Below are 22,470 nucleotides of genomic sequence, written 5' to 3'. Positions count from 1 at the left end.
ACGATGCCGGACACCTCGCAGCACGTCGACTACCTGAAGCGCCTGACGGCGGATCTCAGGCGGGCGCGCCGACGCGTCGCGGAACTGGAAGGCAAGCTGTCCGAACCGATCGCGGTGGTCGGCATGGCGTGCCGCTACGCGGGCGGGGTCGATTCGCCGGAAGCCCTGTGGCAGTTGGTCGATGAGGGCCGCGACACGGTGTCGGACTTTCCGGCGGACCGGGGCTGGGATGTCGAGGGGCTCTACGACCCGGATCCCGACGCCGCGGGCAAGATGTACACCCGGCAGGGCAGCTTCCTGCGCGACGCGGCCGACTTCGACGCCGGCTTCTTCGGGGTCGGCCCCAGCGAGGCCCTGGCGATGGATCCTCAGCAGCGGTTGATGCTGGAGATGTCGTGGGAAGCGTTGGAGCGGGCGGGGATTGACCCGCTCGCGCTGCGCGGCTCGGCGACCGGAGTGTTCGCCGGTGTCATCCACGCCGGTTACGGCGGCGAGGTGAAGGGCGAGCTGGAGGGCTACGGGCTGACCGGTTCGACCCTGAGCGTGGCCTCGGGCCGGGTGTCCTACGTGTTGGGTCTGGAAGGCCCCGCGGTGTCGGTGGACACGGCGTGTTCGTCGTCGTTGGTGGCGATGCACCTGGCCGCGCAGTCGCTGCGGTCGGGGGAGTGCGATCTGGCGCTGGCCGGCGGCGTCACGGTGATGGCCACGCCCGCCGCGTTCGTCGAGTTCAGCCGGCAGCGGGCGCTGGCGCCGGACGGCCGGTGCAAGGTGTACGCCGGCGCCGCGGACGGCACGTCGTGGTCGGAGGGCGGGGGCGTCCTGGTGCTGGAGCGACTGGCCGACGCGCGGCGGCTGGGGCATCCGGTGCTCGCGGTGCTGGCCGGCTCGGCGGTGAACCAGGACGGCGCCTCCAACGGTCTGACCGCGCCCAACGGGCCGTCCCAGCAGCGGGTGATCCGCACCGCGCTGGCCAACGCCGGGTTGACCGCCGCGGACGTCGACGTGGTCGAAGGCCACGGCACGGGCACGGTGTTGGGCGACCCCATCGAGGCCCAGGCCCTGTTGGCGACGTACGGGCAGGACCGGCCGGCGGACCGGCCGCTGTGGCTGGGCTCGATCAAATCCAACATCGGTCACACTTCTGCCGCGGCCGGGGTGGCCGGGGTGATCAAGATGGTGCAGGCCATGCGGCACGGGGTGATGCCCAGGACGCTGCACGTGGATGTGCCGTCGCCGCATGTGGACTGGTCGGCGGGCGCGGTGTCGCTGTTGACCGAGCCCCGGCCGTGGCCGGCGCGCGACGGCCGGCGCCTGGCGGGCGTGTCGTCGTTCGGGATTAGCGGAACCAACGCCCACGTGATCGTCGAGCAGCCCCCCGCGGAGCCAGACGTCGTTGTGGCGCAAGGTGATTCGCCCGAAGCGGCGGTGGCGTGGGTGCTCTCGGCCCGGTCGGCCGACGCGCTGGCGGCGCAGGCCGCGCGGCTGTCGGCCCACCTGGACGCCGAGCCGGGGCTGCGCCCGGTGGACGTGGGCTGGTCACTGGCCACCACCCGGGCGGCCCTGGAGCACCGCGCGGTGCTGGTGGGCGCCGACCGCGAGACGCTGCTGGCGGGGCTCGCGGGCGTGGCGTCCGGGGAGCCCGGCGCGGGTGTGGCGGTCGGGCGCACCCGCGCGGTCGGTAAGCGGGTGTTCGTCTTTCCCGGTCAGGGCGCGCAGCGGCTCGGGATGGGACGCGAACTTTATCGACGCTTCCCGGTGTTCGCCGAGGCGTTCGACGAGGCGGTGGCGGCGGTGGACGCCCACGCGCGGCTGCCGCTGCGCGACGTGATGTGGGGCGGCGACCCGGAATTGTTGCAGAGCACGGAGTTCGCCCAGCCGGCGTTGTTCGCGCTGGAGGTCGCCCTGGCGGCGCTGTGGCGGTCCTGGGGTGTGGCACCCGATGTGGTGATCGGCCACTCGGTCGGCGAGATCGCCGCGGCCTGCGTGGCCGGGGTGCTCTCGCTGCAGGACGCGGCGCGGGTGGTGGCGGCCCGTGGCCGGCTGATGGCGGCACTGCCGGACGGCGGGGTGATGGTGGCGGTGACCGCCGCCGAGGCCGAGGTCGCGCCGCTGCTGAACGGTGGCGTGAGCATCGCGGCGGTCAACGGCCCGGACGCGGTGGTGCTGTCGGGCGACCGGGCCGCGGTGACGGCCGTGGCGGATCGGCTGGCCGACCGCGGGCGGCGGGTGCGGCAACTGGCCGTCTCGCACGCCTTCCACTCGCCGCTGATGGAGCCCATGATCGCGGAGTTCTCCGCGGTGGTGGCCGCGGTGTCGCCCCGCGCGCCGCGAATCGACTTGGTGTCCAACGTGACCGGGCAACTGGCCGGGCCCGGGTACGGGTCCGCCGACTATTGGGTCGAGCACGTGCGCCGGCCGGTGCGGTTCGTCGACGGCGTGCGGTGCGCCGAAGCGCTGGGCGCCGGCGCGTTCCTGGAGGTGGGACCGGGCGCGGCGCTGACGGCCGCGGTGGAGGAGTCCTTGGCGGCCGAGCCGGCCGTGTCGGCGGTGTCGATGCCCAAGGACCGCCCCGAGGTCGATTCGGTGCTGCTGGCGGCCGGGCGGTTGTTCGCCTCCGGCGCCGACGTCGGCTGGGCCGCGGCGTTCGCCGGCCTGGCTGCCGGCCGGGTCGACCTGCCGACGTACGCCTTTGCGCGGCGCAGGTTTTGGTTATCGACCGAGTCGGTGGGTGCCCGGGACACCGCCGGCCTGGGCCTGGTCCCGGCCGAGCACGCCCTGTTGGGCGCGGTGGTGCAGCGCCCCGATTCGGGCGGCGTGGTGCTGACGGGCCGGCTCTCGACCGCGGCCCAGCCGTGGCTGGCCGATCACGCGGTGACCGGGACGGTGTTGTTCCCCGGCGCCGGGTTCGTGGAGCTGACGCTGCGGGCCGGCGACGAGGTCGGCTGCCCGGTGATCGAGGAGCTCACGCTGTCGGCCCCGTTGCCGCTGCCGGCCGCCGGCGCGGTGCGCGTGCAGGTGGTGGTCGACGCGGCCGGCGACACCGGATCCCGGGCCGTCGCGGTGTATTCGCAGGCCGGCGCGGAGTGGACGCTGCACGCCCAGGGCGTGTTGAGCGAAGGCACACCCGCACCGGAGCCGGACCTGTCGGTGTGGCCGCCCATCGGGGCGACCGCGGTCGACGTGACCGGCGCCTACGACGATCTGGCGGCGCGCGGCTACGGGTACGGCCCGGCCTTCCGCGGGCTGCGCAGGGTGTGGCGCCGGGGCGCCGAGACCTTCGCCGAGGTGGAGGCCCCGCAGCAGGCCGGGGTGACGGTGGGCGGCTTCGGGATTCACCCGGTGGTGCTGGACGCCGCCCTGCATGCCCTGGGGGTCGCCGGCGAGCGGGGCCAAACCGTCCTGCCGTTCTCGTGGCAAGGCGTGTGCCTGCATGCGGCCGGGGCGTCGCGGGTCCGGGTGCGGCTGGCCCCGGCGGGCGAGGGCGCCGTCTCGGTCGAACTGGCCGATTCGTCGGGCGTGCCGGTGCTGTCGGTGCGCGAGCTGGTGACGCGTCCGGTCTCGGCCGCGCAGCTGTCGGCGGCCGTGGCGGCGCGATCCGGCGGCGGTGAACTGCTGGAGGCCGTGTGGTCCCCGATCACGTTGCCGGACAACGGCTTCGGGGCGGAACCCGAGGTGTGGCGGCTGCCGGTGGACGCTGCGGGGGTAGTCGGGTCGGTGTACAGCGCCACCCATGAGGCGCTGCGGGAGTTGCAGTCCCGGGCCGAGGGCGCCCCGCCGCTGGTGGTGCTGACCCGCGGGGCGGTCGCGCTGCCCGGCGAGGACGTGTCGGATCTGGCCGGCGCGGCGGTGTGGGGGCTGGTGCGGTCGGCGCAGGCCGAGCAGCCGGGCCAGGTGGTGCTGGTCGACTCCGACGGGTCGCTCGACCTCGGGTCCGTGATCGGCTGCGGCGAGCCGCAATTGGTGGTACGCGAGGGCGTCGCCTACGGCGCCCGGCTCAAGCCGCTCAAGGCGCAGCCGGTGTTGCAGTTGCCCGAGCCACCGTCGGTCTGGCGGCTGGCCGCCGGCGACGCCGGCACGCTGGAGGACCTGGCGGTGCAGTCCGCCCCGCCGGCCGAACTGGCCGCCGGTCAGGTGCGGGTGGCGGTGGCGGCGGCCGGGGTGAACTTCCGCGACGTGTTGGTGGCCCTGGGCATGTACCCGGGCGCGGCGCAGCTGGGCGCCGAGGGCGCCGGGGTGGTGACCGAGATCGGGCCCGGCATCACCGATGTGGCCGTCGGCGACCCGGTCATGGGGATCCTGGGCCTGACGGGGTCGGAGGCCGCCGTCGATCGGCGGCTGGTGACGCGGGTGCCGCCCGGCTGGTCGTTCACCGACGCCGCGGGCGTGCCGGTGGTGTTCCTCACGGCGTACTACGGGTTGTCGGTCCTGGGCGGCCTGCGGGCCGGCGAGCGGGTGCTGGTGCACGCCGGAGCCGGCGGGGTCGGCATGGCCGCCGTGCAGCTGGCCCGGCACTGGGGCGCCGAGGTTTTCGCCACCGCCAGCCGCGGCAAGTGGGACACCCTGCGCGCCATGGGTCTCGACGAGGAACACATCGCGGATTCGCGGACGCTGGAGTTCGAGGGCGAGTTCTCCGTCGCGACGGGCGGCGCCGGGATGGACGTGGTGCTCAACTCGCTCGCCGGCGAGTTCACCGATGCCTCGCTACGGCTGCTGGTCCCCGGTGGGCGCTTCATCGAGATGGGCAAGACGGACCTGCGCGACCCGGAGGCCCTCACCGGCGTCCGATACCGCGCGTTCGACCTGATGGAGGCCGGACCGGACCGCATCGCCGAGATGCTGGCCGAGCTGATGCGATTGTTCGCCGACGGGACGCTGAAGCCGTTGCCGGTCAAGGTGTTTGACGTGCGGCGCGCCGCGGACGCCTACCGGTTCGTCAGCCAGGCCCGCCACATCGGCAAGGTCGTGCTCACCATGCCCGACGGGCCCGCCGGGCTGGGCGGTGGCACCGTGCTGATCACCGGCGGGACGGGCATGGCGGGCGCGGCGGTGGCTCGTCACCTGGTCGACCGCCACCGGGTGCCGCACGTGATGTTGGTCAGCCGCAGCGGCGAGCGGGCCGACGGGATGTCCGGGCTGGTCGCCGAGCTGCGCGACGCCGGGGCCCGGGTGTCGGTGGTGGCCTGCGACGTCGCCGATCGCGACGCCGTGGCGGGGGTGCTGGCACAGGTGCCCGCGCAGCTGCCGCTGCGCGGGGTATTCCATGCCGCCGGCGTGCTGGACGACGCGGTGATCGCGTCGCTGACCCCGGAGCGCATCGACACGGTGTTGCGGTCCAAGGTCGACGGCGCGTGGCACCTGCATGAGCTGACCCGGGGCCTGGATCTGGCGGCGTTCGTGGTGTTTTCGTCGATGGCGGGGATCGTCGGCGCGCCGGGCCAGGGCAACTACGCGGCGGCCAACAGCTTCCTCGACGGCCTGGCGGCCTACCGCCGGGCCCACCGGTTGCCCGGCCTGTCCATCGCCTGGGGGATGTGGGAGCAGGCGTCGGCCATGACCCAGCACCTCGGCGACCGCGACAGGGCCCGGATGGGCCGAGCCGGGCTCGCCCCGCTGTCCACCCGCCAGGCGCTCGACCTGCTCGACACCGCGCTGCTGGCCGAGCCCCCCGTCGTGGTGGCCACCCGGCTCGACACCGCCGCGCTGGCGCACGCCGGCGCCGCGCTGCCGCCGCTGTTGAGCCAGTTGGCATCTCGGCCGGCCCGGCGCGTCCTCGACCCGACCGACATGGTGTCGTTGACGGGCCTGCGGGCGCGGCTGGACGGCCTGGCCCCCGAGCAGCGGCGCCGCGAGCTGGTGGAGCTGGTGTGCGGCAACGCCGCCACCGTGTTGGGTCACAGCACCGCCGACGTCGACGCCGAGCAGGCCTTCGCCGATCTGGGCTTCGACTCGCTGACCGCCGTGGAACTGCGCAACAGGCTCAAAATAGCGACCGGACTGACCCTTTCGCCCACGCTGATCTTCGATCACCCGACGCCGGCGGCGCTGGCCGAGCATCTCGACGCGCAGCTGTCCACCGGGACGAACGGCGAGCCGCCGGATCGCATGGCCCGCTTCGACGACGTGCTCCGCGAGATGCAGGCGCTGCTCGGCCAATCCGACTGGAGCCCCGGCGACAAAGCGCAGCTCGCCGCCCGGCTGGAGGGCCTGCTGACCGGCCTGACCGGTCCCGCGCCCGTGCCGTACCCCGAACATCCCGACGACCCGTTCGACGACGACATCGCCACCGCCACCGAGAGCCAGCTCTTCGCCATCCTCGACGACGAGATGGGCCCTTAGCGTGACCGACGTCGCGATCATCGGTCTCGCGTGCCGATTTCCCGGCGCGGAGAACCCGCGCGACCTCTGGGGTGTGCTCCGCGACGGGCGGGAGGCGGCGCGACTGCCCGGCGACATTGCGGAGTTCGACGCCGATTTCTTCCATCTCTCCCCGCGTGAGGCGGGCGCGATGGATCCCCGCCAGCGGCTGGCCCTCGAATTGGCCTGGGAGGCCTTCGAAGACGCGTTCGTGGTGGCGGAAACCGTGCGAGGCGAGTCGGTTGCGGTGTACGTCGGGGCGATGGCCGACGACTACGCGGTCCTCACGCTGCGCGACCTGGCCGACAACCTCGACCACCACTCGTTCGCCGGCATCAGCCGGGGGATGATCGCCAACAGGGTGTCCTATGCCCTGGGGTTGCGCGGGCCCAGCATGACCGTCGACTCCGGGCAATCGTCGTCGCTGACCGCCGTGCACCTCGCGTGCGAGAGCCTGCGTTCGGGCGAGTCGGCGCTGGCGCTCGCCGGCGGCGTCCACCTCAACCTGGCCGACGAAACGGCAATGTTGGAGCGCGAATTCGGCGCGCTGTCGACCTCGGGTCACACCTACGCGTTCGATCGGCGCGCGGACGGCTACGTCCGTGGCGAGGGCGGCGGACTGGTGCTGCTCAAGCCGTTGCCGGCGGCCCTGCGGGACGGGGACCGCATCCACGCGGTGATCCGGGGCAGCGCCGTGGGCAATGCGGGGCACAGCGCCGCGGGTCAGACGGTGCCCTCGGTCTCCGCCGAGGCCGACGTGATCCGCCGCGCGCTTGCCGCCGCCGGTCTGGGCGGCGGCGACATCGACTATGTCGAGGCGCACGGCACCGGCACGAAGGTCGGCGACGCGGCGGAGGCGCAGGCGCTGGGTGAGGTGTTCGGCGGGCGCGGGCGCCCGGTGAACGTGGGCTCGGTGAAGACCAACATCGGGCACGCCGGGGCCGCCGCGGGCATCGCGGGCCTGCTCAAGGCCGTGCTGGCCGTGCGGCATTCGGTGATTCCGCCGAGCCTCAACCACGCCGGCCCCGACCCCGAGCTCGATCGCCTGGGGCTGCGGGTCAACACCGACGCCCTGCCGTGGCCGGCGGCCGAGCGTCCGCGCCGCGCCGGGGTGTCGTCGTTCGGCATGGGCGGCACGAACGCGCACGTCGTCGTGGAAGAGGCTCCCGCGCAACCGGATACACCCGCCGACGCGCCCGACGGGCCGGTTGCGTGGGTGCTCTCGGCGCGCTCCGCGCAGGCCCTGGCCAACCAGGCGCGGCGGCTCGCGGCGTGGGTGGCCGACTCGGAGCTGACCGCGCCCGACGTGGCGTGGTCGTTGGTGACCACGCGTTCGGTGTTCGACCATCGGGCGGTGCTGGTGGGCCGCGATCGCGAGGCGCTGACCCGCGACCTGGCCGGCGTGGCGGCCGGCGAGGCGGCCCCGGGGCTGGTGGTCGGCCACGCCGGGCCGGCGGCCAAGACGGCCTTCGTGTTCCCGGGCCAGGGTTCGCAATGGCCCGGGATGGGTCGCCGGCTGCATCACCGATTTCCGGCGTTCGCCCGCGCGTTCGACGAGGCCGCCGCGGCGATGGACGCCCACCTGCGGGTGCCGTTGCGCGAGGTGATGTGGGGCGACGACGCGGAGTCGTTGCGGGACACCGGATTCGCCCAGCCGGCGTTGTTCGTGCTCGAGGTCGCCCTGGCCGCGCTGTGGCGGTCCTGGGGTGTGGTACCCGATGTGGTGCTGGGCCACTCGGTGGGGGAGATCGCGGCGGCGTGTGTGGCGGGGGCGTTGTCGCTGGACGACGCGGCGCGCATCGTGGCGGCGCGCGGAGAATTGATGGCCCGGCTGCCGGCGGGCGGGGTGATGGTGGCGGTGGACGCCGGCGAGGCGGAGGTGACCCCGATGCTGGGCGCGGACGTCAGCATCGCGGCGGTCAACGCTCCGAACGCGGTGGTGCTGTCCGGTGAGCGCGCCGCGGTGGGTGCGGTGGCGGACCGCCTGGCGGACACCGGCCATCGGACGCACCGATTGGCGGTCTCGCATGCCTTTCATTCGCCGTTGATGGAACCGATGCTCGACGAGTTCGCGCATCGGATCTCCGGCATCCAACCGCGCCAGCCCCGAATCTGCCTGATCTCCAACGTGTCCGGCGAGCCCGCCGGCCCCGGGTACGGATCCGCGCGATACTGGGTCGAGCATGTGCGCCGGCCGGTGCGGTTCCTCGACGGCGTGCGCGCCGCCGAGGCTCTGGGGGTGACGGCGTTCGCCGAGATGGGCCCGGGCGGTGGGTTGAGCCCGGCGGTGGACCAGTCGCTGACCACCCAGCGGCCGATCTCGGCGGTGACCATGCCCAAGGACGGTCCCGAGGTCGGGTCGCTGCTGTACGCGGCCGGCCGGCTGTTCACCGCCGGTGTGGACGTACGCTGGCCGGTCGTGCTGGCCGCCCCCGGGACCCGCCGGGTTGACCTGCCGACGTACGGCTTTGCGCGGCAACGATTCTGGCTGGGGGATGCGCGGGATGCGGTGCCCGCCAAGGCGAGCCAGTCGCCGGACCTGGCCGAGCGGTTGCACGCCCTGGCGCCCGCGGACCGGCAGAGGGGGCTGGTCGAACTGGTCTGCGAGCACGTCGCCGCCGTCTCGGGACACCCGGACGGCAGTGCCATCGACCGCGACCGCGCCTTCGCCGACCTCGGGTTCGATTCGATGACCGGCGTCGAACTGCGCAACCGGCTGACGACGGCGACCGGCCTGGCTCTGTCGCGGACCCTGATCTTCGACTATCCCACCCCCGCGGCGCTGGCCGATCACCTGCGGCAGCAACTGTTCCGCGGGGAGGACGACCGATCCGACGAGGACAAGCTGTGGTCGTCGCTGCGCAGCATCCCCGTCGCCGAGCTCCGCAGGACCGGATTGCTCGACAAGCTCCTGCTGCTCGCCGGCGGACCGGAAAGCGTTGCCGCCGAACCGGTGATCACCGGCGATGAGATCGATTCCCTGACCCCCGACGCGTTGATCGCGATGGCGCTCAACGCGGGTGACGACGAGAGCGACGGACGATGAAACCCCAAAGCAATGACACACACGTCGAATACGTCAAACTTTTGCCGGGATGTCGCGAACCGCATAAGCTTCGGGGATCGGTGAAAGTCCCATTCGAGCTGGGATGCAAGCAAGAGGGTTGGGCATGAGCGTCATTGCGGGTGTGTTCGCAGTATTGCCGCCGCATCGCTACAGCCAGGCCGAAATCACCGACCAGCTCGTCGAATTGCCCGCCCTCAAGGAGCACGAGGCGGTCGTCCGGCGGCTGCACGCCGCCGCCAAGGTCAACAGCCGCCACCTCGTCCTGCCGCTGGAGCGCTACCCGTCGCTCACCGATTTCGGTGAGGCCAACGAGATCTTCATCGAGCACGCCGTCGAGCTCGGCTGCCAGGCGCTGCTGGGCGCGCTCGACGAGGCCGGTCTGCGACCCCAGGACATCGACATGATCGCCACCACCACGGTGACCGGCGTGGCGGTGCCGTCGCTCGACGCGCGGATCGCCGGGCGGCTCGGGCTGCGCCCGGACGTGCGCCGGGTGCCGCTGTTCGGGCTGGGCTGCGCGGCCGGGGCGGCCGGCGTGGGCCGGCTGCACGACTATCTGCGCGGGGCGCCGGACGGCGTCGCGGCCCTGGTCTCGGTCGAGCTGTGTTCGCTCACCTTCCCTGCGGTCAAGCCCACGGTGTCGGGCCTGGTCGGCACCGCCATGTTCGGCGACGGGGCCGCCGCAGTGGTCGCCGTCGGCGACCGTCGCGCCGACCGGTCGAACCCCGGCGGGCCCGACATCGTCGACTCCCGCAGCCGCCTGTATCGGGATTCGCTGCACGTCATGGCCTGGAACGTCAGCCCGGCCGGGCTGCACCTGGTGATGTCCCCGGAGCTGACCGACTTCATCGACCGCTACCTGGCCGGCGACGTCAGCCGATTCCTGGGCGCCCACGGCCTGACCAAGGACGACATCGGCGCCTGGGTGGCGCATCCCGGCGGCCCCAAGGTCATCAACGCGATCGCCAACAGCCTCGAGCTGCCGCCCGACGCCCTCGAGCTGACCTGGCGCTCGCTGGGTGAGATCGCGAACTTGTCGTCGGCCTCGGTGCTGCACATCCTGCGTGACACCATCGCCAAGCCGCCGCCCGGCGGAGGCCCCGGGCTGATGCTCGCGATGGGCCCGGGGTTCAGCTCCGAGCTCGTGCTGTTGCGCTGGCGCTAGCCGGTCAGCCCGCCGCCGGCGAGTCCAGGAAGCCTTGAACGGCCTCGGTGAGGATGCGGCCGCCGCGGGTGTTCAGGTGGATGCCGTCGATGTGAAACTCCCATCCGTTCATCCGTGAGATGTCATCGAAGCTGCGGCGCAGCACCGCCTCCCGGATCAGATAGTCGCGGTAGAACGACCGGAACGAGAACCGGGTGAACGGCTTGGCGGTCTGCGCGCGGACCAATTGGTCCTGGAACGCTTCGAAGAAGGCGATGTAGTCCGTGCCCTCCCGCGCCGCCACCGCCCGGATCGCGTCGTTGTAGGCGGCGCACTCGTCGTTCAGGCGAGCCTGGACGGCGTGCGTCGACTGCGGGTCTTCCCCCACGGGCGCGAGGGAACTCAGCGCGATCCTGGCGTCGGTCTCCAGCCGCAACCGGCGCGTGATGAGTTCGAGGTTCTCTTCGAACCGCCGCGCGGTCGGCTCGGCGGGCAGCCCCTTCCACACTCGCACCACCCGGCGGAAGTTGGGGAAGACGCCGGCCAGCATGTCGTTGGTGCCGATCAGGACGATCACCCGGTCGGGCCGGATGGCGGTCACGCGGCGCAGCCGCCGGATCGTGTGGAAGGACAGGTCGCCGCCCACGCCGAAGTTCACGAACCGGAATCGCTTGTTGCGCAGCCGATTCTGCAGTTCTTCGATCCAGCGGTAGGTTCCCTTGGACGCGGTGGTGCTGGAGCCGACGCAGGCCACGGTTTCGGTGGGGCCGGAAGTCACACTCGCATTATTCGAGGATCTCCGACAGCTCCAGCCACCGGCCCTCCGTCGAGGCGACCTCGTCGTCCAGGGCACGCAACTCCGCGGTCAGCCGCGCGATGCCGACATGGTCGGCCTGGTCGTGCTCGGCCAGCTCGCGGTGCTTGTCGGCGATCTGGTCGGCCAGGCGCGCGAGCCGGCGGTCGAGGCCGGCCAGCTCCTTTTCCGCGGCCCGCCGTTCGGCTCCCGACATCCCCGCCGTCTCGGGTCGTGCCGGCTGGGCGCCGGCGCCGGCCTTCGGCGCGGCCAGCCGCAGGTACTCGTCGATGCCGCCGGGCAGGTGGCGCAACCGGCCGTCGAGAATGGCGTACTGCTGGTCGGTGACCCGCTCGAGCAGGTAGCGGTCGTGCGAGACGACGATCAGGGTGCCCGCCCACGAGTCGAGCAGGTCCTCCATCGCGGTCAGCATGTCGGTGTCGACGTCGTTGGTGGGCTCGTCCAGCAGCAGCACGTTGGGCTCGGACAGCAGCGTGAGCATCAGCTGCAGCCGCCGCCGTTGCCCGCCGGAGAGTTCGCCGATCCGGGCGGACAGCTGGCCCTGAGACCTGCGCCCGCCGAAGCCGAGCCGCTCGAGCAGCTGCGCCGGCGTCACCTCCCGGCCCTCGACCTCGTACCCGCCGCGCAACCCGCCCAGCACGTCGGCGATCCGGTCGTCGGTGAGCCCGGCCAGGGCGTCGCCCTGCTGGTCCAGCACGGCCAGCCGCACGGTCTTGCCGCGCTTGACCCGCCCGGTGTCCGGCTTGACGGTTCCGGCGATCAGCCCCAGCAGCGTCGACTTGCCGGCGCCGTTGGCCCCGACGATGCCGGTGCGTTCCCCCGGGGCGATCCGCCACTCGATGTCGCGCAGCACCGGGTGGCCGCCAAACGCGACCGACACGTCGAGCAGGTCGATGACGTCCTTGCCGAGCCTGGCCGTCGCCAGCTTGGCCAGCTCGACGGTGTTGCGCAGCGGCGGCACGTCGGCGATCAGCTGGTTGGCCGCCTCGATGCGGAACTTGGGCTTCGAGGTGCGGGCCGGTGCGCCGCGACGCAGCCACGCCAGCTCCTTGCGCATCAGGTTCTGCCGCTTGGCCTCGGTGGCGGCGGCCATCCGGTCGCGCTCGACGCGCTGCAGCACGTACGCCGCGTAGCCGCCCTCGAACGGCTCCACGATGCCGTCGTGCACCTCCCACGTCGTGGTGGCGACCTCGTCGAGGAACCAGCGGTCGTGCGTCACCAGCAACAGCCCGCCGGTGTTGCGCGCCCAGCGCTGTTTGAGGTGCTCGGCCAGCCAGGTGATGCCCTCGATGTCCAGATGGTTGGTCGGTTCGTCGAGGGCGATGACGTCCCACTCGCCGACCAGCAACTCCGCCAGCTGGACCCGGCGGCGCTGGCCACCGCTGAGCGTGGCTATCGTTGCGTCCCAGGCGATGTCGGACACCAGGCCGGCGACCACGTCGCGGACCCGCGCGTCGCCGGCCCACTGGTGTTCGGCCGCCTCGCCCACCAGCGTCCAGCCCACCGTGCGGTCCGGTTTCAGGGTGTCCGCCTGGCTGAGCGCGCCGACCCGCAGGCCGCTGCGGCGGGTCACGCGGCCGGAGTCGGGTTGCAGCTGGCCCGTCAGCAGCCGGAGCAGGCTCGACTTGCCGTCGCCGTTGCGCCCGACGATGCCGATGCGCGCGCCGTCGTTCACGCCCAACGTGACCGATTCGAAGACCAGCTGGGTCGGGTATTCGAGGCGGATGGCCTCGGCCCCCAATAGGTGCGCCACCGGCCCGACCCTACTGCCGCTACTGGAGGGTCAGCAGCGCCCGGTCGATTTGGCTCTGGGTCTCCGCCGACGCCTCGCTGGCAAGGGCGTCCAGGAAGCGGCCGGCGAGGTCGCGCAGTTTCAGGTTGGTCTCCTGGGAGCGCCACACCAGGATGTCGAACGCCCGCTCCGCGGAGATGCCGTAGGCGGCCATCAGCACGCCCTTGGCCTGTTCGATCCGGGCGCGGGCGTCGGCCACCGCCGACAGCACGTTGTTGATGTCGGTCTGCAGCGAGTCGGTGACGTCGACGTAGAAGCCCGACGCTCCGATCATGCTGCCGTCGTCGTCGTCGAGCATCCGGTCGCCCGCGACGACGACGCAGTGCGTGCGCCCGCCGGTGTCGATGATGCGGTGGCGGCTGCTGAACGGCTTGCCCCGCATCACCCGGTCCAGGACGGCGTCGACGCGTTCGCGGTCGTCGGGGTGCTTGTGCTTGAGCAGCAGTTCCGTGGTGGGCTGCACCTGGCCGGGCCGGTAACCGTGCATCCGGGCGACCGCGGCCGACCACTCCCAGCGGTGGCCGTCGAGGAAGAACCGGAACCGGCCGACGTTCTGCGGCTCGCCCAGGCCCAGGACCAGGTCGACCGCGTTGAGGTCTTGTTGGTCGACGGCGTCGGACATGAACGCCTCGCACGCGGTGGTCGCCGCGTCGTCATCGGGGCGGTTCCCGTCGCGCCCCCGCACTGCTTCGTCCTCGGAGTTCACGGTCATCGGTCGCTGTCCTTCAGATCCGCAACTATGTCCTCCGCATATCAATGCCCATTTTTGCGCGAGTCCATTCATGGATCAGGCTTTCCGATACGGCTCCGCGTCAGCGCGTTTGAATTCGAGGCCCAGCCCCGGCCGGCGGAGATCCGGCCGCAGCGCGCCGCCCTCGGGGGACAGCGCGCCGTCGAACACCATGTGCTCGATGCGGTGGTGATCGTGGAAGTACTCCAGGTGGCGCAGGTTGGGGATGGTGCTCGCCACGTGGGCGTGCAGGTTGGGGGCGCAGTGCCCGGACACGTCGACGTTGTGGGCGGCGGCCACGGCGGCGGCCCGCAGCCAGTCGGTGATGCCGCCGCAGCGGGTGACGTCGATTTGCAGGCAGTCGACCGCCCCGGCGGCGAGCATCCGGTTGAAGTAGGCCAGGTCATAGCCGTATTCGCCGGCCGCGACGTCGGGGGGCACCTGGTCGCGGACTTCCCGCAACCCGTCCAGGTCGTCGGACGAGACGGGCTCTTCGAACCAGGTGACGTCGTGGTCGGCCATGGCGTGGGCCACCCGGATCGCCTGCTTGCGGCGGTAGGCGCCGTTGGCGTCGACATAGAGCTCGACGTCCGGCCCGATCACCCTGCGGGACAGCGCGATTCGATCGAGGTCGCGGCGCTCGTCGGATCCCCACGACTCGCCGATCTTGATCTTGACGCGCGGGATCTTCCACTCGTCCACCCAGCGTTCGAGCTGGGCGCGAGTCTGACGCTCGTCGTAGGTGGTGAACCCGCCGCTGCCGTAGATCGGGACCGCGTCGTGCGCCATGCCGAGCAGCCGGCACACCGGCAGGTCCAGCAGCTTGCCCTTGAGGTCCCACAGGGCGGTGTCGACCGCCGAGATGGCGCACGACACCAGCCCCGGCCGCCCGTTGTTGCGCATCGCCCGAACCATCGCCTGCCACCGGCCGGTGATGTCCAGGGCGCCGTGTCCGGTGAGGGTGCCGGCCAGCGGACCGTTGATCAGGTCCGCGCACGCGCCGTCGGCGTAGGTGTAGCCGATCCCGCGCCGCCCGTCCGCGGCAACCTCGGCCAGCACCAGCGTGGTCGACGACCACGGCAGGGTGCCGTCGGCCTCGGGTGCGTCGGTGGGGATTTCGTAGGCCTGGGCGGTGACGTCGTCGATGCGTGCGTCGACGCTCATCGGGCCCACCGGCGCGCGGCGAGCCAGCCGCCCAGTCCCGCCGCGCCGAGCGCGCCGGCTCCGCTGAGCATCGCGTGCTGCGACGCCCACAGTTGCGGGCTCAGCGCGTGGGATTTGTCGTCGAACCCGCCGTGGGCGCCGTGGTCGCTGCCCGGCTCCTCGTCGAGCGGCTGCCACAGGTTGTGCGGGCGACCGGCGCTGACCGGCTCCTCGGTCTGCTGCGAGTCGTAACCGGTGCGGCCCAGGTAGCGGTCCAGCAGCGGTGCGATGAACTTCTGCGCCAGCAGCGTCACCGCGGTGCTGTCCCCGACCCAATATTGTTTGCGCCCGGGATGATCGGCGGCATAGAGGACGCCGCGGGCGGCGACCTCGGGCTGATAGATCGGCGGCACCGGTTGGGGATGGCGCGGCAGCCGGGACAGCACCCAGGAGAACTGCGGGGTGTTCACCGCCGGCATCTGGGCCACGGTGACCCGCACCTTCGAGTGCTCGTGCAACAGTTCGCAGCGCACCGATTCGGTGAAGCCGTTGATGGCGTGCTTGGCGCCGCAGTACGCCGACTGCAGCGGGATGGATCGCTGGCTGAGCGCGGAACCGACCTGCACGATGGTGCCGCGGTCGCGCGGCCGCATCTTGGCCAGCGCCGCCATGGTGCCGTGCACGTACCCGAGGTAGGACACCTCGGTCACGCGTCTGAACTCCTCGGCGCTGATCTCGTGGAACGGCGCGAACACGGAGGTGAACGCGACGTTGACCCAGACGTCGATGGGGCCGAAGGCGGCCTCGGTCTCGTCGGCGGCGGCGACGACGGCCGCGTGGTCGGCCACGTCGGTGGGAATGGTCAGCGCCTTGCCGCCACCGGCTTCGACGTCGCGGGCGGCGCCCTCGAGGCCCGCGGATCCGCGGGCGAGCAGGGCGACGTTCGCCCCGCGCTGACCGAACAGCTGGGCGGTGGCGCGGCCGATGCCGGCGCTCGCCCCGGTGATCACAACTGTTTGTGGGGTCGGTGTCATCGCTGGAATCTCCTCTCGTTCAGTCATGGTGGGCGTCGTCGGCGAGGGTGGCCGTGCATTCCAGCATCAGCGCGTGCGCGAAGGCCTGGGGGAGGTTGCCGCGCAGCTGGCGCTGCCTGATGTCGTATTCCTCGCAGAACAATCCGGGGGGCCCGCACGCGGCGCGGTTGCGTTCGAACCAGCGCATCGCGCAATGGGCGTGCCCCAGTTGGTGTTCGGCGAGCGCCATCATGAATCCGCAGAGCAGGAAGGCGCCCTCGGCGTCGCCGAGGTCACGCTCGTCGTGCCGGAAGCGGTAGACGAACCCGTCGTTGCTGAGCTGCCTGCGGACCGCATCCAGGGTGGCCCGGGTGCGCGGGTCGTCGGCGGGTATGGCCCCGCGCACGGGAGGCAGCAGCAGCGAGGCGTCCACCCCGGGCAGCCGCGGGCTGCGTTGCCAGTAGCCCTGCGGGTGCAGGCTGCCGGCGGCGGTGTCGGCCAGGATCGCGTCGGCGAGCGAGGCGCTGGCGGCCACCTCGGGGCCGCCGCCCGCCACCTTGGCGATGGCGCGCAGCCCCGCCACACACGCCAGCCGGGACTGCGTCCAGTGCTCGTTCTCGGTCTCCCAGATCCCCGCATCCGGCTCGCACCAACGCTTTTCGATCGCCCCGATGGCGGCCTGCGCGGCGCGCCAGCCCTCGACGTCGAGCCGGCCGGCGTTGCCCGCGCACGCCAGCAGCTGCAGCGCCTCGCCGAAGACGTCGAGCTGGAACTGCTGGTTGACCCAATTGCCCACCTTGTCGGTGCCGCCGGGGTAGCCGGGCAGGTCGAGGGTTTCCTCGCTGGGCACGGTGCCGCCGGTGACCGTGTAGGCCGGCTTGAGGTCCGGCCCGTGTTCCAGCAGCCGGGCGCCCACGAATTCGACTGCGCGGTCCAACAATTCGGTCGCGCCGACGGTCGCGGCGGCGATGCCGGCGTAGACCTGATCCCGGATCCACGCGTAGCGGTAGTCGTAGTTCTGGTTGGTGTGCGCGCGCTCGGGCAGGCTCATCGTGGCGGCGGCGACCATGCCGCCGCCGCTGCTGGTCAGCCCGCGCAGCACCGCGTAGGAGTGGCGCGCGTCGCGCGGGGCGATGGTGCCGTTCAGCTCGGGCATGCTGCGGTGCCACGCGGCCTCGGTTGCGTCCCAGGTGATGTGGGGGTCGGGCGGCTGGTCGGGGAGCGCGCGTTCGGAGAGCTCCAGGACGAAGTCGTGCTGACCGCCCTCGTCGACGGTGACCTCGCAGGCGAGCAGGTCCCCGTGGCCGTGCGCCGCTTTGACGGCGCGCGCGTCGCAGCCGCCGCGCCAGCGCCACCGCAACCGTCCCGACGTCCCGCTCCATACCCCGTCGTCGAAGCTGAGGTCGCCGACGCCGTGCCGGCCGAACGCGGCGCTCGGCTGCAGCAGCAGCCGCACCCGCGTGGTCCCGCGGCAGCCCATCAGCCGGCGCAGCAACACCACCCGGTCGGGATCGCCGGGGAAGGCCAGCGCCTCGCGGCATTCCACGATGCCGTCGCGGGTGATCCAGCGATTGCGCCAGATCAGGGTGCCGGGCTCGTAATAGCCGCCCCACACGTGCCGGACATCGGTCGGGGTGACCGCGTAAACCCCGTCGCCGCCAATGAGATTGGAGAACACGGCGTCGGAGTCCCACCGCGGCGCGCACATCCACGCGACGTCGCCCTGCGGGCCGATCAGGGCGCCCCGCTCGCCGTCGGCGAGCAGCGCGTACTCGCGCAGCACCCGCGGCGAGAAGGTCGCCTCGACATCGATCCTGCGGTCAGACACGGACCCCCGCCTTTGCCGGCCGGCTCGCCGGGGCTTCCCTGCCGATCTTGCCCGTCGCCATCCGTTCGGCCAGTCGCGAGGCCAACGCCATGATCGTCAGCGCCGGGTTCGCCGAGCCCTGCGTCGGGCACACCGAGCCGTCGGTGAGGAACAGGTTCGGCACGCCCCACACCCGGTGGTCGGAGTCGACCACGGAGTTGTCCGGGCGGGTGCCCATCCGGGCGCCCCCGATCAGGTGGGCGAAACGTTGGATGGTCAGCACGTCCTGGGCGCCGGCGGCGTGCAGGATGTCGCCGATCACCTTGGTGGAGTAGGACATGTTGGCCTTGTCGTTGTCGCACAGCGTGTAGTCGAACCGGGCGACCGGGATGCCGTACGGATCCGTCTCCTGGGCGAGGGTGACCCGGTTGTCCGGCAGCGGCAACAGTTCGTTGAGCACGCCGATGGTCGCCCAGTGGTTGTAGTCGCGCATGTACTCCCGCAATGGCCGGCCCCAATGCCCGTCGGCGAGCACGTGTTCGGCCCAACCGATGGGCAGCGGCGAGACGGTCTGGATGGAGAAGCCGCGGGCGAACCCGCGCGACGGGTCCGTCTCGTAGAACTGTTCCGAGGACACCTCCGGGGGTGGGGCCTTGTACATCCTGACCTCGTCCGACCACCGGCCCGCCGACTGCGTGGCGCCCTGCACCATCACGTAGCGGCCGACCTGATCGTCGTTGTTGCCCAACCCGTTCGGGAAGCGCTCGCTGACGGAGTTGAGCAGCAGCCTGGGCGTTTCGATCGAGTAGCCGGCGATGGCAACGGCTTTCGCCCGCTGCAACCGTTCGCTGCCGCCCGTCTCGTCGTAATACACGACCCCGCGCGCGGCGCCGGTCTCGTCGAGCTCGACGCGGGCGGCCATGCAGTTGGCGCGGATCTCCACCGCGTGGGCCAGCGCGTCGGGCAGGTGCGTGACGTACGGGCTGGCTTTGGCGTTGACCTTGCAGCCCTGCAGGCAGTAGCCGCGGTAGATGCAGTGCGGCCGGTTGCCGAAGGTGCCGTTGACGATGCCGACGGGCCCGACCCGCATCTCGATGCCGAGTTGCATGGCGCCCCGCCACAGCTTGGCGGCCGCGCCCGAGATCGGGTGCGGGGAAAAGGAATACCGGTGCGGGTAGCCCCACGGCCAGTTCTGCCCGGCCACCGGCAACTCGAGCTCGATCCGCTCGTAGTGCGGGCGGACGTCCTCGTAGCGGATCGGCCAGTCCGCCCCGACACCGTCGAGGGTGTAGGTGTGAAAGTCGCTGGGATGAAACCGCGGCGTGTAGCCGGCGTAGTGGACCATCGAGCCGCCCACGCCTCGCCCGGAGTTGTTCTTGCCCAGCTCGATCGGGTCTTCACCGCCGATGATGCGCTTTTGCGTCCAGTACAGGGGGTGCGAACCCGCCTCGTCGGACACCCAGTCCTCGTCGGGGTGCCAGAACGGCCCCGCCTCGAGGATGACGACCCGCCAGCCGGCCCGCGCCAGGCGCTGGGCGAGCACCGACCCGCCGGCGCCGGCGCCGACGACCACCAGGTCGACCTCGTCGTCGTCGCCGTAGCGCTGCATCGTCTTCTCGCCGGGCAGGTCACGCGAGTGCACGTCGAGCAGGAACCGCGATTCGTTGTCCTTGGGCCCGACGGCTCCCTTGAGCAGTCCGCGGAGTCGGTCGCCCATCACAGCTCGCCCCGTTGCACCACGCGGACCGGGTCCTCGTCCGTGGCGCCCCTCGTCTCGAACGGTTCGCGCGCCGCGGCGTCCCCGGTGGCGCCGCCCAGGCGCATGAACCCGCGCGGGTAGGCCGGGCCGCCGAACCCGATCTCGTTCCACGCCCAGGGGTGGGAGTAGAACCCGGACAACACCATTCGCATGCACACCGACCATGCGCGTTTGACGTTCAGGCGCTCCCAGGCGCCGCCGTCCAGGTCGCCCTGGCAGAACTGGTCGACGATCGCCTCGCGGGTGCCGGGGTCCGCGTCGGCGAACGAGGCCTTGCCGTAGCGGCTGGACGCGGTCTCGTTCAACGCCCGCAGCACCAGCCGCCACGTGTCGCGGTCGTCGGGCATGTCGGCGTACTGGTAGCCGTCGAGCCGGCCGTCGGCGAGCTTGGAGTCGACCGACTCGGGCACAGGTACCCGCGGCTCGGCGTCCTGGGCGAGCACGGTGTCGCAGAACGCGCGCAGGCAGGGCTCCTCCTCGGTGGTGAAGAACCGCAGCGGCCCGGGCGGCTCCAGCCTCGCCAGCACCACCTTCTTGGTGGCCTCGTCCCAGGTGTCAACCGTCTCCAGCACGTCGTAATCCGGGTAGCGCCCGATCATTTGGGGTGTGGTCCCGCGGCGTTGGCTGGGCAGCCAGGACGGGTGCGGGGGTTGGCGATCCGCTCGCAGGTTGGGCAGGTGGTCGGGGCGGGTGGTGTCTGCCATCGCGCTCAGCCCCGGAACCGCTCGCGCCGCAGGATCGAGGCCAGCAGCCCCATCCCTCCGACCATGCACATCAGCCCCGGCGCCGCGATGGGCGGGCCCATGGGCACGTTGTAGGACGCGTTCTTCCATCCGCCCGGCTTGCGGGCCACCCCGCGGGCGTGCAGGTACTCGCCCATGAGGCCGTTGGCGGTGTAGATGCCGGCCGTGATCGGCAGCCACAGTTTGGCCCAGCGCCGGGAGAACACCCCGCCGACTCCGGCCACCACCACCGGCGGGGTGACCACGATCGGGCTCCACATCCACTTGTTGCCGAAGCTCGCCTTGTAGTGCTCGAAATAGATCTCGGCCGTGGTGACCAGGGCCGCCATGGCCGTCAGCCCGGACAGCGAGCGTTCGAAGCGGCCGTGCGCGACGTCGTACAGGGCCCGCTCGCCCAACTGCATCGCCTCGCTCTTGCGTCGTCCGCCGTTGCCTAACAACAACATTTGATTTGCCTTCCTGGCTCGTGGGCTCGTTGGTTGTTCCGGGTTAGGGGATGACGCGAGCGAGCGGACGCCCGCCCACCGAGACCGACGCCATCGCGTCACGGTCCGCGGCCGATAGACCCATGCGTCACCTCATTTCTGGACTGAAAACACGCTCAGGCAGCCATGCCGCGATGACGACTCGCGATGGCTGCCCAGAGAACTGGTGAGCGCCCAGCTGTGTGTTTCAACCGAGGTGGTCCCGACGGCGCGCCGTGACCGAAGCGCATTCGGTGCGTACCCGGTTTGGATAGGTGCAAACCGTCCGCGATCGGCCGGTTGACGCCGGTTCCCGCACGTGTCAGCCTGTTGCCTCATGTCAAGATGCGCGCGAAGGCGGATTCGTTGCCTCACGTAAACGTGCGCGCTTGTTGATTGGAGCTGTGGCGCCGGGTGCAGCTTTGCTGGTGGTGAGGGTGTGGAGCTGGGCGGTGAGGGCTTGGACCTGGCGCTGGGTGGCGGCGGGATTGATCAGCGAGTAGGTCCGGGTTAGCGCCACGATGCGTTCCACGGTGATGGCGGGGTGATCGATCGCGCGATGAAATGGGGTGGTGGCGGTGTCGTGTTTCTTGGACACTTTGGCGCCTTTGCGGACCTTGGAGATCAGTTTCTGCTGCGGGTAGAAGTAGTTGGTCAGCTTGGACTGCAACTGCCAGATCTCGTTGAGTAGCAACAGTTCTGCAGCTGTGTCGTAGCGGTGGTAGCCGACCACGGTACGGACCACCGCCCAGTTCTTCTGCTCGACGTGGCAACCGTCGTTCTTATTGCCCGGTCGTGCGCGGGTGAAGGTGATCTGGCGTCCTTGACACCATCCCAGCAGGTGGTCGTTGATGAATTCTGAGCCGTTATCGGAGTCCACGCCCAGGATCGGGAACGGCATTTTGCCGGCGATGTCATTGAGGGCTGCCAGCACGCATTTGGCGGTCTTGTCCGGCACGGAGCGGTTCTCGGTCCAGCCGGTGGCGATATCGGTGACGGTCAAGGTAAATGCATGGCCTCCACCGCGGTTGCCGCCGTCATGCCAGACCAGGTCGATCTCGACGAACCCCGGTCGAGCGTCGTCCCATTCGGCCCAGGTGCGCACCGGGATCTGGCTTTTGAGCAGCGATCCCGGCTTTGTCCCCACATGTCCGCGCAGCGAGTATTTGGCTCGCTGATCGGCCAGGCGGCGATCGATGGTGGCTGCCGACATCGACACCAACAACTCCGCGGTGGCGTCATCGATGATCAGCTCCCCGAAGTAGCGCAGTACGGCCACCAGCTCTGTGAGCATGGGTGCGAGCCGTTTGCCGGCCGGCCTTTCGAGCACCACCCAGCAGCGGATCAACGCAGCGATGACATCATCGCCGTACTTCACCGGCCGTGGATTGCGCGGCGTCACGACCGTGGGCACCAGTGCGGCCTTGAGGGCCTTGCGGGCATGGTTTCGATGCCATCCGGTATTGGCGCACAACTCGTCGAGGATCCGGCTCTTAGCGCGCTTGCTCGCCTGCTGGTAGCGGGTCGCGGTCGTCTCGGTGATTGCTCTGCGCTCTGCCAACGTCAACCCCATCCACTGGGCGTACGCGCGCATTTTCAGTGAGGCAACGACTCACCCTTTCGCGCGCATTTCTGACGAG

General features: G+C 71.4%; 13 protein-coding genes. 3 read left to right on the top strand and 10 right to left on the bottom strand.

The window, feature by feature from the left end; all coding sequences use genetic code 11:
* The first annotated feature begins 3 nt into the window (after positions 1 to 3).
* The 3 genes from U8D42_RS10570 to U8D42_RS10560 all read left to right on the top strand — a co-directional run bounded on the left by U8D42_RS10570 (position 4) and on the right by U8D42_RS10560 (position 10,586).
* Entirely contained in the window at positions 4 to 6,336 is a 6,333-nt protein-coding gene (locus tag U8D42_RS10570) for an SDR family NAD(P)-dependent oxidoreductase (protein WP_431523867.1), read from the top strand.
* A 1-nt stretch (position 6,337) separates the two neighbouring features.
* Positions 6,338 to 9,400, top strand: a complete 3,063-nt coding sequence (locus tag U8D42_RS10565; protein ID WP_322861109.1) for a type I polyketide synthase — start codon at positions 6,338 to 6,340, stop codon at positions 9,398 to 9,400.
* 124 nt (positions 9,401 to 9,524) lie between these two features.
* On the top strand, positions 9,525 to 10,586 hold the full coding sequence (locus tag U8D42_RS10560; RefSeq protein WP_322861110.1) for a type III polyketide synthase: 1,062 nt from the start codon (positions 9,525 to 9,527) through the stop codon (positions 10,584 to 10,586).
* Between the two features lie 4 nt (positions 10,587 to 10,590).
* Here the strand turns inward: U8D42_RS10560 and U8D42_RS10555 are convergent, their stop codons facing one another.
* From U8D42_RS10555 to U8D42_RS10510, 10 genes are all read right to left on the bottom strand, one after another.
* The gene (locus tag U8D42_RS10555) at positions 10,591 to 11,343 is read right to left on the bottom strand and encodes an SGNH/GDSL hydrolase family protein (RefSeq protein ID WP_322861111.1); all 753 of its coding nucleotides are present in this window, start codon (positions 11,341 to 11,343) and stop codon (positions 10,591 to 10,593) included.
* A gap of 7 nt (positions 11,344 to 11,350) precedes the next feature.
* A complete protein-coding gene (locus U8D42_RS10550) occupies positions 11,351 to 13,132 on the bottom strand; it encodes an ABC-F family ATP-binding cassette domain-containing protein (protein WP_322861112.1) in 1,782 nt (593 codons plus the stop codon).
* Positions 13,133 to 13,151: 19 nt separating this feature from the next.
* On the bottom strand, positions 13,152 to 13,883 hold the full coding sequence (locus U8D42_RS10545; RefSeq protein WP_431523841.1) for a PAS and ANTAR domain-containing protein: 732 nt from the start codon (positions 13,881 to 13,883) through the stop codon (positions 13,152 to 13,154).
* Between the two features lie 75 nt (positions 13,884 to 13,958).
* Positions 13,959 to 15,065 (bottom strand): enolase C-terminal domain-like protein, encoded by a 1,107-nt coding sequence (locus tag U8D42_RS10540; protein WP_322861113.1) that lies wholly within the window; start codon positions 15,063 to 15,065, stop codon positions 13,959 to 13,961.
* Complete coding sequence (locus U8D42_RS10535) at positions 15,062 to 16,078, bottom strand: SDR family oxidoreductase (RefSeq protein WP_322861114.1); 1,017 nt, start codon at positions 16,076 to 16,078, stop codon at positions 15,062 to 15,064. Before U8D42_RS10535 ends, U8D42_RS10540 begins: the two co-directional genes overlap by 4 nt.
* A 19-nt stretch (positions 16,079 to 16,097) precedes the next feature.
* The gene (locus U8D42_RS10530) at positions 16,098 to 17,885 is read right to left on the bottom strand and encodes a glycoside hydrolase family 15 protein (RefSeq protein WP_322861115.1); all 1,788 of its coding nucleotides are present in this window, start codon (positions 17,883 to 17,885) and stop codon (positions 16,098 to 16,100) included.
* Positions 17,878 to 19,581: a GMC family oxidoreductase gene (locus U8D42_RS10525; protein WP_322861116.1), complete on the bottom strand. Its 1,704-nt coding sequence runs from the start codon at positions 19,579 to 19,581 to the stop codon at positions 17,878 to 17,880. The genes U8D42_RS10530 and U8D42_RS10525 overlap by 8 nt, the downstream gene beginning before the upstream one ends.
* Positions 19,581 to 20,327 carry a gluconate 2-dehydrogenase subunit 3 family protein gene (locus U8D42_RS10520; protein ID WP_322861117.1) on the bottom strand — a complete coding sequence of 249 codons (747 nt, stop codon included), beginning with the start codon at positions 20,325 to 20,327 and terminating at the stop codon, positions 19,581 to 19,583. Before U8D42_RS10520 ends, U8D42_RS10525 begins: the two co-directional genes overlap by 1 nt.
* 5 nt (positions 20,328 to 20,332) lie before the next feature.
* Positions 20,333 to 20,812, bottom strand: a complete 480-nt coding sequence (locus U8D42_RS10515; protein WP_085238620.1) for a hypothetical protein — start codon at positions 20,810 to 20,812, stop codon at positions 20,333 to 20,335.
* Between the two features lie 358 nt (positions 20,813 to 21,170).
* Positions 21,171 to 22,403: a transposase family protein gene (locus U8D42_RS10510; protein ID WP_348636969.1), complete on the bottom strand. Its 1,233-nt coding sequence runs from the start codon at positions 22,401 to 22,403 to the stop codon at positions 21,171 to 21,173.
* Positions 22,404 to 22,470 lie beyond the last annotated feature (67 nt).

Source organism: Mycobacterium europaeum, assembly GCF_034555895.2.
Classification (GTDB): domain Bacteria; phylum Actinomycetota; class Actinomycetes; order Mycobacteriales; family Mycobacteriaceae; genus Mycobacterium; species Mycobacterium europaeum.
This window is presented reverse-complemented; position numbering and strand designations above follow the sequence as displayed.